The organism is Bacillus sp. ISL-51, from assembly GCF_018613535.1.
Lineage (GTDB): Bacteria > Bacillota > Bacilli > Bacillales > Bacillaceae > Bacillus.
Window position 1 is genome coordinate 127,832 of sequence record NZ_JAGGQB010000006.1, and the last position, 15,070, is coordinate 142,901.

General features: G+C 48.8%; 12 protein-coding genes. 9 read left to right on the forward strand and 3 right to left on the reverse strand.

The window, feature by feature from the left end:
- The first annotated feature begins 1 nt into the window (after window position 1).
- The 9 genes from araB to cstA all read left to right on the forward strand — a co-directional run bounded on the left by araB (window position 2) and on the right by cstA (window position 10,912).
- Window positions 2–1,687, forward strand: a complete 1,686-nt coding sequence (gene araB, locus J7E26_RS09285) for a ribulokinase (RefSeq protein ID WP_214813298.1) — start codon at window positions 2–4, stop codon at window positions 1,685–1,687.
- Window positions 1,680–2,369, forward strand: coding sequence for an L-ribulose-5-phosphate 4-epimerase (gene araD / locus J7E26_RS09290; protein ID WP_214798005.1), 690 nt, complete (start codon window positions 1,680–1,682; stop codon window positions 2,367–2,369). Before araB ends, araD begins: the two co-directional genes overlap by 8 nt.
- Entirely contained in the window at window positions 2,356–3,153 is a 798-nt protein-coding gene (locus tag J7E26_RS09295) for a sugar-phosphatase AraL (RefSeq protein ID WP_214798007.1), read from the forward strand. Before araD ends, J7E26_RS09295 begins: the two co-directional genes overlap by 14 nt.
- Window positions 3,150–4,334 (forward strand): sn-glycerol-1-phosphate dehydrogenase, encoded by a 1,185-nt coding sequence (locus J7E26_RS09300; RefSeq protein WP_214798009.1) that lies wholly within the window; start codon window positions 3,150–3,152, stop codon window positions 4,332–4,334. Before J7E26_RS09295 ends, J7E26_RS09300 begins: the two co-directional genes overlap by 4 nt.
- Window positions 4,335–4,359: 25 nt before the next feature.
- A complete protein-coding gene (gene araN / locus J7E26_RS09305) occupies window positions 4,360–5,658 on the forward strand; it encodes an arabinooligosaccharides ABC transporter substrate-binding protein AraN (RefSeq protein WP_214798011.1) in 1,299 nt (432 codons plus the stop codon).
- 43 nt (window positions 5,659–5,701) lie between these two features.
- Window positions 5,702–6,643, forward strand: a complete 942-nt coding sequence (gene araP / locus J7E26_RS09310) for an arabinooligosaccharides ABC transporter permease AraP (RefSeq protein WP_214798013.1) — start codon at window positions 5,702–5,704, stop codon at window positions 6,641–6,643.
- 3 nt (window positions 6,644–6,646) lie between these two features.
- The gene (gene araQ / locus J7E26_RS09315) at window positions 6,647–7,489 is read left to right on the forward strand and encodes an arabinooligosaccharides ABC transporter permease AraQ (protein WP_214798015.1); all 843 of its coding nucleotides are present in this window, start codon (window positions 6,647–6,649) and stop codon (window positions 7,487–7,489) included.
- A gap of 18 nt (window positions 7,490–7,507) precedes the next feature.
- On the forward strand, window positions 7,508–9,007 hold the full coding sequence (gene arfA / locus J7E26_RS09320) for an arabinosylfuranosidase ArfA (protein WP_214798017.1): 1,500 nt from the start codon (window positions 7,508–7,510) through the stop codon (window positions 9,005–9,007).
- Between the two features lie 108 nt (window positions 9,008–9,115).
- Window positions 9,116–10,912, forward strand: a complete 1,797-nt coding sequence (cstA, locus tag J7E26_RS09325) for a carbon starvation CstA family protein (RefSeq protein ID WP_214798019.1) — start codon at window positions 9,116–9,118, stop codon at window positions 10,910–10,912.
- Between the two features lie 191 nt (window positions 10,913–11,103).
- On the opposite strand, the gene J7E26_RS09330 is transcribed toward cstA, so the two are convergent.
- The 3 genes from J7E26_RS09330 to J7E26_RS09340 all read right to left on the reverse strand — a co-directional run bounded on the left by J7E26_RS09330 (window position 11,104) and on the right by J7E26_RS09340 (window position 15,026).
- Window positions 11,104–12,432 carry a (Fe-S)-binding protein gene (locus tag J7E26_RS09330; RefSeq protein ID WP_214798021.1) on the reverse strand — a complete coding sequence of 443 codons (1,329 nt, stop codon included), beginning with the start codon at window positions 12,430–12,432 and terminating at the stop codon, window positions 11,104–11,106.
- Window positions 12,429–13,841, reverse strand: coding sequence for a glycolate oxidase subunit GlcD (glcD, locus tag J7E26_RS09335; protein ID WP_214798023.1), 1,413 nt, complete (start codon window positions 13,839–13,841; stop codon window positions 12,429–12,431). Before glcD ends, J7E26_RS09330 begins: the two co-directional genes overlap by 4 nt.
- A 105-nt stretch (window positions 13,842–13,946) precedes the next feature.
- The gene (locus J7E26_RS09340) at window positions 13,947–15,026 is read right to left on the reverse strand and encodes a CdaR family transcriptional regulator (RefSeq protein ID WP_214798025.1); all 1,080 of its coding nucleotides are present in this window, start codon (window positions 15,024–15,026) and stop codon (window positions 13,947–13,949) included.
- Window positions 15,027–15,070 lie beyond the last annotated feature (44 nt).

A 15,070-nucleotide genomic window follows, 5' to 3' on the forward strand; every position in this document is an offset into this window, starting at 1 on the left:
CATGACTTACACGATTGGTGTGGACTTTGGCACATTGTCCGGCCGGGCGGTTCTGGTGAATGTCCGAACCGGAGAAGAAATGGCGGCCGCCGTAAAAGAATATACGCATGCCGTTATCGATCATGTGCTGCCGAAGACCGGTGAAAAACTCCCGCGGGACTGGGCGCTTCAGCATCCGGCCGATTATATCGAAGTATTGGAGACTGCGATCCCGCAGCTGCTTCGGAAGACGGGGGTTGATCCAAAAGAGATTATCGGTATAGGAATAGATTTTACGGCGTGCACCATTCTGCCGGTGGACGAAGCCGGACAGCCGCTTTGCATGAAGCCGGAATTTGAAGGGGAGCCTCACAGTTACGTGAAACTGTGGAAACACCATGCCGCCCAAAAGTATGCGGATCGCTTGAATAGCATAGCCGCAGAAAACGGTGAATCCTTTTTAGAAAGGTACGGCGGGAAAATTTCCTCTGAATGGATGATTCCGAAAGTCATGCAGATTGCTGAGGAGGCGCCGCATATTTACGAAGCGTCAGACCGGATGATGGAAGCGGCTGACTGGATAGTATACCAATTGTGCGGCTCATTAAAACGAAGCAATTGTACAACGGGTTACAAGGCGATATGGGATGAGGAGACGGGGTATCCGCCGGACCGATTTTTCGAGAAGCTGAACCCATTAATGAAAACGATTACAAGAGATAAACTGAGCGGAACGATTTATTCAGTCGGTGAAAAAGCCGGGGAATTAACGGAGAAAATGGCCGAGCTGACCGGGCTTCTTCCGGGAACAGCCGTCGCTGTGGCTAATGTTGACGCTCACGTCTCAGTACCGGCCGTCGGCATCACGGAGCCGGGGAAAATGCTGATGATTATGGGGACCTCAACCTGCCATGTATTGCTTGGGGAACAAGTCAATATCGTACCCGGCATGTGCGGCGTCGTTAATAACGGCATTTTACCCGGGTATGCTGGGTATGAAGCGGGACAGTCCTGCGTCGGCGACCACTTTGATTGGTTTGTGAAAACGTGTGTGCCGAGTGACTGCCTGAAGGAAGCAGAGGCGGGAAAGATGGGCATCCACGAGCTTTTAAGCGAAAAAGCCGATCAGCTAATGCCGGGTGAAAGCGGTTTGCTGGCGCTCGACTGGTGGAATGGAAACCGCTCAACCTTAGTAGATGCCGATTTGACGGGCATGATGCTCGGCATGACACTGCACACACAACCGGAGGAAATCTACAGGGCGTTAGTCGAGGCTACTGCATACGGAACGCGCATGATCATTGAAACGTTCAGAGAAAACGGCGTTCCGGTCGAAGAGCTATACGCAGCCGGAGGAATTGCCGAGAAGAATCCGTTTATCATGCAGATTTATGCAGATATCACAAATATGGAGATTAAATTATCCGGTTCTTCGCAAGCGCCCGCGCTAGGCTCTGCCATTTTCGGAGCGCTCGCAGCAGGAAAGGAAAACGGAGGATTCTCCAGTATTACGGAGGCTGCCGCGCATATGGGAAAATTGAAGGAATACTCCTACACCCCAAATGCGGATAGATCTGAGGTTTATGACAGCTTATATGAGGAATATAAAAAGCTGGTTCAATACTTCGGTAAAGAAAACAATGTCATGAAACGCCTGAAGACAATAAAAAACCGCCAGTTTACGAAAGAGGGAGGCCGCCATGCTTGAAGAGTTGAAGGAAGAAGTGCTTGCCGCCAATCTGAAGCTTAAGGAACATAAACTTGTCACATTCACATGGGGAAATGTCAGCGGCATTGACAGAAAGAGCGGGAGAATTGTCATTAAACCGAGCGGTATCGAGTACAGCGAATTAACAGCTGACAAGCTGGTTGTCCTGAATGAAGAGGGCGGCATCCTTGAAGGCACACTTAAGCCTTCCTCTGACACGCCGACCCATCTTTATTTATATAAAGCCTTTCCGAATATCGGCGGAATCGTCCATACCCATTCACCGTGGGCGACGAGCTGGGCTCAGTCCGGAAGGGACATTCCAGCTCTCGGAACGACTCACGCGGATTATTTTGAAAGCGCGATTCCCTGCACAAGGGAAATGTACGACGAAGAGATTATAAAAGATTACGAGCATCATACAGGTAAGGTCATTGCAGAAACCTTCCAAAACCAGCAGTATGAACAAATTCCGGGCGTCCTTGTAAACAGCCACGGCCCGTTCTGCTGGGGTTCGGATGCATTAAACGCGCTGCATAACGCCGTTGTGCTGGAAACAGTCGCAGAAATGGCTTACCGTTCAATCATGCTGAACGAACAGGTCAGCCCGATTAATACAGTATTGCATGAGAAGCACTTTTACAGAAAACACGGGGCGAACGCATATTATGGCCAATCTTGACACACCTGGATTCCTGATCGATTTGGACGGAACCGTATTCAGAGGGCAGGAGCTGATTGACGGCGCAAAAGAAGCGATTCACACCCTTCAGGCATTAAACAAAAACATCGTGTTTTTAAGCAACCGGGGCAATATGTCAAGGGCGATGTGCCGGAAGAAGCTGCTCGGCGCCGGTATTGTAACAGATGAGCGTAACATCGTGCTTTCCTCCAGTGTCACCGCCGCTTTTTTAAAGAAACAGTATCCTTCTTCACAGGTATGGGTGTTAGGGGAAAAGGGGCTGACAGATGAACTCGCCTTAGCGGACATCGCCCTGGCGGCGGAACCGAAAGCGGCAGATTGGCTCATAATCTCCCTGCATGAAACCGTTACCTATAAAGATCTGAATCTGGCTTTTCAAGCGGCCTCCTCAGGCGCGCGTATCATCGCCACCAATCGGGACCGCTCTTTTCCGAAAGAAGACGGCCATGCCATTGATGTGGCCGGAATGCTCGGCGCCATTGAAGCAGCGGCCGGGACGAGAGCGGAGCTTGTCATCGGCAAGCCGTCTTGGCTGATGGCTGAAGCTGCCTGTGAAGCGCTCGGTCTCACCCCCGGTGAATGCGCCATTATCGGTGACAGCCTCGAATCAGATATCGCGATGGGCAGGCTGTACGGGATGAGGAGCGTGTTAGTTCTGACAGGCTCTAGCAAGCTTGGTGAACACCGTCTCTATGAACCTGACATCGTGCTGAATTCAATAAAGGATCTGACAGAATTAGCGAAGGAGGGAATCCTTTTATGAAACGTATTGCAGAGGACATTCAGTCTGCATTTGAAAAAGAAGGAGGCAGTCCGTCTCCTATCAAAATAGAAGACATTGTTATCGGGGCAGATGCTCAAGAGAAGCTTCTTCGATTTCTGCAAAAAAAACGCTGGAACAACACGATGCTCATCTGCGACCGGAATACTTACGAAGCAGCGGGCCGGGTATTGGAGACAGCCTTGAATGACGGCGGGATAAAAGCGGCAAGCATTATCATCCCGGAAAATGAGTCCGGGGATGTGACGGCTGATGAACGATCTCTGGTCTATACGCTGATCCGTATCACGCAAGAAGCAGACGCATTACTCGCGGTCGGCTCGGGAACGATTCATGATATGACAAGGTTTGCCGCCTATCAGCGTGATCTGCCGTTTGTATCGTTTCCTACCGCTCCTTCAGTAGACGGCTTCACATCGGCGGGATCGCCGTTACTATTAAACGGAACCAAAACGACGATTCAAACGAAAGCGCCGATCGCCTTATTTGCGGATACGAATCTCTTAAAAGATGCGCCCCGTTCCATGACAGCGGCGGGATTCGGCGATATGCTCGGCAAAATCACGTCGCTGGCTGATTGGGACATTTCCCGGCGGCTTTCGGGGGAGCCGTACTCGGCAGCCGGGGCAGCACTTGTGAAAGACGCGCTTTTGCAATGCATTGACAACCGCAATGACATTGCGATGAGAACAGAAGCGGGCATCCGGATTCTGATGGAAGCGTTAATCGTCTCAGGCCTTATCATGCTTGCCTTGGATCACTCCCGTCCGGCGTCAGGAGGAGAGCATCACATCTCACATTGGATCGAGATGGCATTACTGAAGAAAAAACAGCCTCAAATTCTCCACGGAGCGAAGGTAGGCTGTGCGTGCGTTATGCTTAGTGACATTTACAAAAGGCTTGCCCGTCATGAAAGGCTGACAGAACTTCCTCCCCACACCCGTGACGCCATTCAATCGGCATATGACACGCTGCCTGACGGAAAAACAATTGCCGGCTGGCTCACTTCTGTGGGAGGCCCCGCTTATTTCAATGAAATCGGTGTGGAAGAGGACATAGTCAGTGAGGCTTTCAAACATGCGCATACGCTGAGAGACCGTTATACGGGTTTAAAAATCATAAATGAACATGATGTGCTCTTTGGACACCATTTGTATCATTAGCCCTAAAAGTGGAAGGGGAAACGACATGAAAAAAGGGACCGCTCTATGTCTGGTGCTGATGGTCATGCTCTTCTCACTAGTAACCGGGTGTTCAGCAGAAAGATCATCCGGCCGTTCAGGTGAAACGGAGCTGACATTTTGGACCTTTAACGGGCTGCATGAACAGTTTTATAAAGAAATGGTCAAAGAGTGGAATGCAAAATATCCGGACCGCAAAATTAAGCTGAATACAGTAGTTTATCCATACGGGCAAATGCATGATAATTTATCCGTCTCGCTGATCGCCGGCGAGGGTCTTCCCGATATAGCCGATGTGGAGTTAAGTCGATTTTCCAACTTTTTGAAGGGTAAGGATATACCTCTTGCCGATTTGACTCCGCTTATTGAAAAAGACCGTGATAAATTTGTGGAGGCACGCCTTGCGTTATACAGCAAAAACGGAAAACTGTACGGCCTTGATACACATGTCGGGACGACCGTCATGTTTTACAACATGGAAATAATGAAAAAAGCGGGCGTAAATCCTGCTGATATCAAGACGTGGGACGATTACCGGCAAGCCGGCAAAAGGGTGCGCAAAGCCGCCGGAAAACCGATGGGCACAGTTGAAACAAACGACTCCGGCACATTCCTTTCAATGATCTCACAGCAAGGTTCAGGCTACTTCAGCAAAAACGGAAAACTCATCCTCAACAGCAAGACAAATGTAAACACGCTGCACTATTTAAAAGACATGGTGAATGATAAAACCCTCCTGCCTGCTCCCGGAGGCGGCCATCACAGCGAAGAATACTATGGCTTTATGAATCAGGGCGGGGCTGCTTCGGTGCTGATGCCGATATGGTACATGGGGCGGTTTATCGATTATATGCCGGATTTAAAAGGGAAAATGGCTATTTACCCTCTGCCGGCCTGGAAAAAAGGCGGCGACCGATCTGCGGGTTTAGGCGGGACAGCCACCGTTGTGCCGAAACAAGCAAAACACTTGGAGCTTGCGAAAGAATTTCTCGGATTTGCGAAAGGTTCAAAGGAAGGGAATATAAAGCTTTGGACCGTGCTCGGCTTTGATCCGCTGCGCTGGGACGTATGGGATTCAAAAGAATTGAAGGAGAAAAACAAATACACGGAGTTCTTTCAAAACGGCACGTCGATTTTCTCCGCGCTGCTTAAAGTGAAGGATGAAATCAATCCGATTTATTTGCATGAAGATTTCTCTAAAGCAGCCGATCTCGTTGTCAGACAGGTGCTGTTCGACGCGCTCAAGACACAGGAAAAATCACCTAAGGAAGCCTTGGACGAAGCGGCGGAGCAATTGGAAAAATGACGAGCCGCCGTATTTACCAGAGAAAGCGGGGGAGGGAGTTCACATGAAACCTGTAAAGACGCAGACAGCGCAAACCGTTTCTTCAGTTCGTAAGGAGCCGCGCCGGCGCAATGTGCTGTATTCAAAAAAAGCGGCGCCTTATCTTTTTACAGCGCCTTTTATCATTTCGTTTCTCGTTTTCTTTTTATACCCCATCATCAGCGTCTTCATCATGAGTTTTCAGCGAATACTGCCGGGGGAAATCACATTTGTCGGTTTTTCCAATTATACCTCTCTCCTTAATCCAACCTTTTATACCGCTTTATTCAATACATTGGAATACACCTTTTGGACGCTTTTAGTGCTGATTCCCGTGCCGCTTCTTTTGGCGGTGATCCTGAACTCAAAGCTGGTCAGGTTCAGGAATGTTTTTAAATCGGCTCTTTTTATACCGGCTTTAACATCGACGATCGTAGCCGGAATTATCTTCCGCCTGATTTTCGGCGAAATGAACACCTCGCTGGCAAATGAAATCCTGATCAAACTGGGCGCCTCTCCGGAGAACTGGCTCAACAATAAAGAAACGGGCATGTTTTTGATGGTGCTGCTTGCGTCGTGGAGGTGGATGGGCATTAACATTCTTTATTTTCTGGCAGGCCTGCAAAACGTGCCGAAAGAGCTGTACGAGGCTGCGGATATTGACGGCGCGAGTACGTGGAAAAAATTCCGGCACATTACCCTTCCGTTTTTAAAGCCGGTCTCCGTTTATGTGTTAACCATCAGTATCATTGGCGGATTTAGGATGTTTGAAGAAAGCTATGTGCTTTGGCAAAATAATTCCCCGGGGAATATCGGTCTCACGCTTGTCGGCTATTTGTATCAGCAGGGGCTTGCTTACAATGAAATGGGGTACGGGGCGGCAATCGGTATTGTCCTTTTGCTTGTCATTTTAATTGTCAGCCTGGTTTCGCTAAAATTGTCAGGTTCGTTTAAAGGGGAGGGGTAATCGATGCATGGCCATAACATGTCAGCCGTGTACAGAATTGCGTTTACGCTGTTTTTTATCATGCTGAGTCTGCTTTATATTTTTCCGATGCTCTGCTTATTGCTCGGCTCGTTAAAACCGTCGTCTGAGCTAATGCGTATCGGGCTGAATTTGCGTCTGGACCCTGATGTGATGAGTTTGGATAACTACACGTACTTATTCAGCGGAGGAAGCATCTATTTTAAATGGTTTTTTAACAGTCTTGTGCTCGGCATTCTCACTACGGTACTGACACTGTTTTTTTCCTCTATGATTGGCTACGGGCTTGGTGTGTATGAGTTTAAAGGCAGAAATGTCATTTTTGTTCTTGTGCTGATCATTATGATGGTGCCGCTTGAGGTCATGATGCTGCCGTTATTTAAACTGACGGTGGGCCTTCATTTGATTGATTCTTATATGGGTGTGATTTTGCCGTTTATTGTGTCGCCTGTCGCCGTTTTCTTTTTCAGGCAATATGCCCTCGGGCTTCCGAAAGACCTGCTGGATTCAGCAAGGATGGACGGCTGCACCGAATTCGGAATTTTCTTCAGAATTATGGCGCCGCTGATGAAGCCGGCATTCGGCGCGATGATCATCCTCCAGTCTTTAAATAGCTGGAATAACTTTTTATGGCCGCTGATCGTGCTTCGGTCGAAAGAAATGTTTACGCTTCCAATCGGGCTGTCAGGTTTGCTGAGTCCGTACGGCAATAATTATGACATGCTGATTTCCGGTTCGGTTTTTGCGATTCTGCCGGTTATCATCATATTCTTATTTTTCCAAAAATACTTTATTTCCGGTCTGACAGTCGGCGGAGTTAAAGGATAAACACGGGGAGGAAACATAATGAAAAAAGCGGGAATTATCGCAGATAAAGAATATATCATCGGTGAAGTGGATAAACGGATTTACGGTTCGTTTATTGAACATATGGGCAGGGCGGTATATGAGGGCATATACGAGCCTGATCATCGGGAAGCGGATCAAGAAGGTTTCAGAACAGACGTACAGGAATTAATTAAGGAATTGCAAGTGCCGTTGATCCGCTATCCCGGCGGCAATTTTCTCTCCGGCTATAACTGGGAGGACGGCGTCGGCCCGGTGAAGGACCGCCCGCGAAGACTTGACCTGGCATGGCAGACGACAGAAACGAACGAAGTGGGGACAAATGAATTTTTAACATGGGCAAAAAAAGTGAACGCCGAAGTCAATATGGCGGTCAATCTCGGGACGAGAGGAATGGATGCCGCCCGCAGCCTCGTCGAATACTGCAACCATCCCAAAGGGTCTTATTGGAGTGATTTAAGAAGATCGCACGGCTATGAAACGCCTTACGGAATAAAAACATGGTGCTTAGGAAATGAAATGGACGGCCCTTGGCAGATCGGGCATAAGACGGCACATGAATACGGGCGGCTTGCCGCAGAAACGGCAAAAGTGATGAAATGGACGGACCCGTCAATTGAATTGGTGGCCTGCGGAAGCTCAAACAGCGGCATGCCGACCTTTATCGAATGGGAAGCGGGTGTGCTTGAGCATACGTACGAGCATGTGGATTACATATCCTTGCATACGTATTACGGCAACCGTGATAATCATCTTGAAAACTATTTAGCGAGATCGATGGATTTAGACCATTTTATCAAATCTGTAACAGCTGTATGTGATTATATGAAAGCGAAAAAACGCAGCAAAAAAACCATTCATCTCTCCTTAGATGAATGGAATGTATGGTACCACTCAAACGAAGCCGATAAAAAGGCGAAGCCGTGGATTACTGCCCGTCCGATTCTTGAAGACATCTATAATTTTGAAGATGCACTTTTGATCGGTTCACTGCTGATTACCATGCTGCAGCACGCCGACAGGGTAAAGATCGCCTGTCTTGCTCAGCTTGTAAACGTGATTGCGCCTATTATGACTGAAAAGGGCGGGGAGGCATGGAGACAGACTATTTTTTATCCTTACATGCACGCTTCCGTTTATGGAAGAGGGACTTCTATGAAGCTCTTGATCACATCCCCGAAATACGACTGCACAGATTTTACAGACGTGCCGTATGTCGATGCCGCAGCCGTTTATCATGAAGAGGAAGAAACACTCACCATTTTTGCCGTCAATAAAAGCAAAGAGCTGATGGAGACGGATGTAAAGCTGAGAGGATTCGAAAACTATCGCATTATTGAGCATATCGTGCTTGAGCATCCGGATATCAAAGCAACCAATCAGCATAACAGAAAACAAGTCATCCCTCATTCCAATGGAGCATCCTTCGTCAGCGGCGGAAGGATAACAGCTCATTTCGCACCGCTGTCCTGGAATGTTATCCGTCTGTCAGGAAAATAGATTGATAGAAGCCGGTCCATGCTGCCGGCTTTTTTTGCATAAAAACCATCTCCCGTTATTGTGTAATTGTGATAATATTTAGAAAAAGAGAAAAGGGGCTGGGAATAAATGAATGCGATTACAATCGTAATAGCGTCTATGTGTATATTGGCTATCGCTTACCGTTTATACGGAACATTTATGATGGTGAAAGTATTAAAAATCACCGATCACACACCGACTCCGGCCCATACGCTTGAGGATGGGAAAGACTATGTGCCTACGAATAAATGGGTGTCTTTCGGCCATCATTTTGCTGCGATCGCTGCGGCCGGTCCGCTTGTCGGGCCGATCCTGGCCGCGCAGTTCGGTTATTTGCCCGGGCTGTTGTGGCTGCTGATCGGGGCTGTGATCGGAGGAGCCGTTCATGATATCGTCGTGTTGTTTGCATCAATGCGAAAAAATGGAAAAACGCTGTCTGAGGTCGCAAAAGACGAGCTTGGACCCGTGGCCGGCTTTTGTACGGGTCTTTCTATGCTGTTTATCATTACGATCACCATGGCGGGGCTGTCTATGGTTGTGCTGCATGCGCTTGAGAAAAACCCGTGGGGAACGTTTGCGGTAGGAATCACGATTCCGATTGCGATGGGGGTTGGAATTTATTATAAAAAAACAGGAAATCTAAAGCTTGCTTCTGCTGTCGGTTTTCTTTTGTTAATGGCCGGCGTTGTGATCGGGCCGTGGCTGCAAAAAACCGCACTTGGCGACATACTGACGCTTGATGCGAAAACGCTGGCGATTGCCCTCCCCGTCTATGCGTTTTTTGCCGCCGCGCTTCCTGTGTGGCTTTTGCTGGCTCCGCGTGATTATTTAAGCAGTTTTATGAAGATAGGGGTTTTCATCGCCTTGATCGCCGGTGTATTTTTCGTTAATCCGGCCATTAAGTTTCCTGCATTTACCGAGTTTATTCATGGCGGCGGCCCGGTTATCGCCGGTCCTGTCTGGCCGTTTATTTCGATAACCATTGCCTGCGGCGCCATCTCGGGCTTTCACGCGTTTGTCGGTTCCGGCACGACGCCGAAAATGCTGGACAAATGGAGCGACATGAAGCCTGTTGCTTTTGGGGCGATGCTTGTGGAATGCCTTGTCGGGATTATGGCGCTTATCGCCGCCGCGGCTCTTGAGCCTGCCGATTATTTTGCCATTAACAGCACGCCTGAGATGTTCCGCGCGCTCGGAATGAACGTCGTCCATCTGCCGGATCTGAGCAAAGAAATCGGACTCAGCCTCGAAGGAAGAACGGGCGGCGCTGTTACGCTGGCCGTCGGGATGACGTATATCTTTACCGGAATTCCGTTTTTCAGTCATTTGGCTTCATACTTTTTTCAATTTGTCATTATGTTTGAAGCGGTCTTCATTTTAACGGCGATTGACGCGGGGACCCGTGTCGCCCGTTATTTAATTCAAGAGTTCTTCGGTGAATTGTATAAGCCGCTGAAAAAAACAGACTGGCTGCCCGGCTCCTTTTTTTCAAGCGCGCTCGCCTGCCTGCTGTGGGGGTATCTTCTGTATTCAGGTGATATCAGCTCAATCTGGGCGCTGTTTGGGGTATCCAATCAGCTTATGGCGTCAGTCGGCTTAATCATCGGAGCGACCGTTGTTTTGAAAATTGCCGATAAACGGCGCTATATGCTGACTTGCCTGGTTCCTCTCGCCTATTTATATGTTACTGTCAACTATGCAGGCTATTGGATGGTGCGGTATGTGTATTTGAACCCCGAAGCGGCGGGTTACAATGTGCCAAATGGCGTGTTATCCATTATTATGCTGCTGCTGGGGCTTGTGATCATCATTGCGGCTTTGAAAAAATGGATGCACATGTGGCGAGACCCGAGTGCGAGATTGGAAGCGTCGATTCCGGGATAATGTTGGAATTTGGAGGATTTGTCGGTCAGTGTTCAGCACGAACTTAAAAGTTACAGCGAGAGGTATCTTGCGATAAGGAAGCAAATATGATCTGTTTGATCCAGCGTTTGCTTCAGGTGCATTCCTGTTCGCTTTTTTTAAAAAAGTAAAGCCGCGGAGACCAAGCCGTACCCCGCGGCTGTATTCAGCAGTTATGACAAATTCATCGCTTCCAGCAAATAGTCCGCCAGATGAACCGCCCGCACCCGGCTGCTTAATCCTTCACGCTGAATTCCGAGCTGCATCTGTAGAAGACACCCCGGATTGGCTGTAACGATAACAGCGGCTTCTGTTTTTTTTGCTGATTTCATTTTGCTGTCTAATATTTTCATAGACATCTCAGATTCCACAATATTATAAATACCCGCAGATCCGCAGCAGCTGTCCGCTTTTTCCATTTCTCTGTATTCGGCCCCTTCAATGCTTTTCAGCAGCTGACGGGGCTCTTCTGACGTGTGCATGACATTGCGGAGGTGGCAGGAGTCCTGATAAGTGACGATATGCGGCGTTTGCGCCTGTAAGTTCTTTTCATGAAATCCCAGTTCAACCAATACCGATGAAAAATCCTTGAGCTTCCGTACGAAATGACGGGCCCGTTCCGCCCATTCAGGCTCATCCTTTAATAAATGTGCGTAATCCTGAAGAAAGGCGCCGCAGCCGCCGGCGTTCGTAATAATATAATCAGCGTCAAGGGCTTCAAAGGCTGCGATATTCCGTTTGGCCAGTTCTTTTCCCGTTTCCTTTTCTCCGCTGTGTCCGTGGAGCGCGCCGCAGCACGCCTGACCGTCCGGAATCACGATCTCACAGCCCGCTTTCTGTAAAAGCGATGTCGTCGCATGATTGGTTGCTAAAAACAAAGTATCCATTAAACAGCCGGAGAAAAAAGCGGCCCGTTTTTGAACGGAGTGTGCGGCCGGAAGAAAACGGGGACGTTCCTTCATGTCTTTCCGCTTCGGGACGGGAGGTAGCACTTTTTCCATCGTACGCAAATGCTCAGGCAGGATGCGGAGCATACCGGTTTTTCTGACGGCTGTCTGCAAGCCTGACCGCTGGTACAGCCCGAGAAGCCCGGCGGCTGTCTGCATGCGGTTTTGATGGGGAAAAAGCCCTTTAAAGGCGGCCTTTCGTAAAAGGCGCACGCCAGGCGTATGTTTTTTGTTTTGATTGATGATGTCCCGCGCTTCCTCAAGCAGCTGCCCGTAATTGACGCCGGCAGGGCAGACAGGCTCGCATGCCCGGCACCCGAGACAAAGCGCAAGCGAACGTTCAACATCTTCATCAGGTTCAATCTGCCCGTCGGCGACTGCTTTCATTAACGCGATCCGGCCGCGCGGCGAATGGGATTCCTGAAAGCCGGATTCGATATAAGTCGGACAGGAAGGAAGGCAGAAGCCGCAGCGCATACAGTTCAGCAATTCGCTTTCATCCATGCGGTTTTTGAATTCTTCCTGAATCTCTTTCTTTTCCTTTGCCGTTGTCATTTCGTCACCACCACGCGTTTTCTTGCAGGATTGGCAAATATTTTTCCGGGGTTCAACAGATTATGCGGGTCCAGCGCCTGTTTAATGGCTTTCATCGCGGAGATTCCTTCTTTTTTCAGTTTCATTTCTAAATACGGCGCTTTCACAATGCCGACTCCGTGTTCACCCGTAATCGTTCCGCCAAGTTCAATCGCTTTCTCAAAAATATCGGCGAAGGCCTTTTCGACACGTTCCATTTCCTCTTCATTTCTGATATCAGTGGTGCACGTCGGGTGAAGGTTGCCGTCGCCAGCATGGCCGAATGTGCAAATAGAAAGGCTGTATGTTTCAGCAATCTCGTTAATGGCTTTGACCATGTTAGCGATCTGTGACCGCGGTACGGTCGCATCTTCCAAAATCGTTGTCGGTTTCAGCCTGGCCAGCGCAGATAATGCGGATCGCCGGGCTTCTGTAAGGGCAAACGCCTCTTGTTCCGTTTTGGCGGTTTGAACCGACACGGCCGCGCCTTTTTTACAGATAGCTTCAATTTTTTCTATATCTCGTGTGACAGTATCATAGGCACCGTCCTGTTCAATCAGAAGAACGGCTTTTGCACTTGTCGGCAGTCCGATTTTGGCGTAATCTTCAATGACCTGCAGCGTCGGCTGATCCAAAAATTCGAGTGTTGCCGGAATGATTTTCTCAGCTATGATCGCAGAAACGGTTTCCGCCGCTGCTTCAATATTTTCATAGAGTGCAAGAAGCGTTTTTTTCGTTTCCGGCTTCGGCACAAGTTTTAATGTCGCTTCTGTCACAATGCCGAGCGTGCCCTCTGATCCGACGAAAAGTCTTGTGAGATCATAACCGGCGACATCCTTCGTCAGCTTTCCGCCGGTGCGGATAATATCACCATTGGCCAGAACGGCTTCAAGGCCAAGCACATAATCCCGGGTGACGCCGTATTTCAAACCGCGCAGTCCTCCGGAATTTTCATTGATATTTCCGCCGATTGTCGATATTTTCATGCTGCTTGGATCAGGAGGATAAAATAACTCCTTTTGTTCGACCGCGTGAATCATATCAAGCGTAATCACGCCCGGCTGAACGGTGATAGTCAAATTCTCTTCATCTAAATCAAGAATGCGGTTCATATGTTTACATAAAAGAACAAGTCCGCCTTCAGACGGGCACGTTCCGCCGCATAAATTTGTGCCTGATCCCCTTGGCACAATCGGAATTCCGTGCTCGCTGCAAATGGTTAAAATGCGTGATACGTCTTCCGCGGAGCGGGGGGCTATCACCGCATCCGGCATCGCTTGCAGCTGCGGCGCAGCATCATAGGAATAAACAAGGCGCCCCGCCGTTGAGTCATCATAATTCTCATGCCCGACAGCCCGGATGAACTGCTCCTTTGCTTCTCGTGAAATCACTTTCTCCCAACCTCCTTGATAAGAAAAGCGTTTTCGTTTTATTGTAAAGAAAAACAAACCAGCACACTATGGAGAAACATCCGAAAAAAGAGCCTTGTATTCTGCCTATTTTGTATCTTGATCTAAAAAACGGAGCGCTAAATAAAAAGCCGTGATATCTTCGGGATGATCAAGCTTCATTTTTGTCAGCGTTTCTAATTTTGAAAGGCGGTAGCGCAATGTATTGATATGAATGTGCATGTCAGCTGCCGTGCGCTTTAACGATAAATTCCGGCTGAACAAAGCACGCAGCGTATCCAGCAGCTCCTCGTGTTCAAGCGCGTTTTGAAAGACCCGCTGTGAAAATTCCGTCCGTGTGCCGGTCTTGATATCGGCGAGGCACATGTCGAGCTTTAAGTCTTCTTCATAAACCGCTTGCTGCTTTGCGATGCCGACAGTAAGCGCCTTCTCGGCTTGTTCATATGATTCCGGCAGACGCGGTCCCGGGACAGTCCGGCCGATTCCTGCCATGACAGGCTTCGTAAAAATGGCTCGAATCCTTCTGATAAGCTGTTCCTTAGAGCCGGATCCTGTTTTATGGTTAATGAGAATGCGCTCATTTCCCCAGCGTACAAACAGATCCGAAGGGCATTCGTTTTGCCAAAGCCGGCCCATTTGCTCCGCTTCATGTTGGTGATAGGCACCTTGAATCAGGATGATTTGGCGGTGTGAGCTGAGGTCTGCTCCGAGAAGCTTCGCCTTTTCCAAAAAGCCCGGCGACCATTCTTTTAATTGCAGCCAATCAACCATAAAGGATTCGAGCATTCTTGCCTGCCACTGCGCCTGCTCCATGTGGCGCGCTTCTTTGATGAAAAGCTCTGTCATTTTTCTGAGCAATTCTCCAAAAGGCAATATCTCATCCGGTTTTCCGGTCAAACCGAACACAGCAATGACCTCATGCCCTGAAAAGACGGGAAGATTGAGGCCGGATTTGACCCCCTCAAGCTGTTTTTCATCTTCTTTTGTTATAATCACATTCCGCTTTTCGCGCGCGCAGATCAGCGCGCCTTCATGAAAACGGCCGATGCGCGTTTCATTTGTGCCGGCGATGATCATCCCCTCGGTATCAGTGATAATCACTTCACGGCTGTACATGTGTTTCACTTCGGCAATCATTTTTTTTGCCAGTTCAGGCTGTAGCAGCATGGCGATCCCCCTCGCCATTATTATACAAAAAAAACCGGGTGTCC

Excerpts from the sequence above, each read along its gene's own strand:
- araB (WP_214813298.1), top strand. The coding sequence starts at position 2 with ATGACTTACACGATTGGTGTGGACTTTGGCACATTGTCCGGCCGGGCG.
- araN (WP_214798011.1), top strand. The coding sequence starts at position 4,360 with ATGAAAAAAGGGACCGCTCTATGTCTGGTGCTGATGGTCATGCTCTTC.
- J7E26_RS09300 (WP_214798009.1), top strand. The coding sequence starts at position 3,150 with ATGAAACGTATTGCAGAGGACATTCAGTCTGCATTTGAAAAAGAAGGA.
- araQ (WP_214798015.1), top strand. The coding sequence starts at position 6,647 with ATGCATGGCCATAACATGTCAGCCGTGTACAGAATTGCGTTTACGCTG.
- J7E26_RS09295 (WP_214798007.1), top strand. The coding sequence starts at position 2,356 with ATGGCCAATCTTGACACACCTGGATTCCTGATCGATTTGGACGGAACC.
- J7E26_RS09340 (WP_214798025.1), bottom strand. The coding sequence starts at position 15,026 with ATGCTGCTACAGCCTGAACTGGCAAAAAAAATGATTGCCGAAGTGAAA.
- J7E26_RS09330 (WP_214798021.1), bottom strand. The coding sequence starts at position 12,432 with ATGACAACGGCAAAGGAAAAGAAAGAGATTCAGGAAGAATTCAAAAAC.
- cstA (WP_214798019.1), top strand. The coding sequence starts at position 9,116 with ATGAATGCGATTACAATCGTAATAGCGTCTATGTGTATATTGGCTATC.
- araD (WP_214798005.1), top strand. The coding sequence starts at position 1,680 with ATGCTTGAAGAGTTGAAGGAAGAAGTGCTTGCCGCCAATCTGAAGCTT.
- araP (WP_214798013.1), top strand. The coding sequence starts at position 5,702 with ATGAAACCTGTAAAGACGCAGACAGCGCAAACCGTTTCTTCAGTTCGT.
- arfA (WP_214798017.1), top strand. The coding sequence starts at position 7,508 with ATGAAAAAAGCGGGAATTATCGCAGATAAAGAATATATCATCGGTGAA.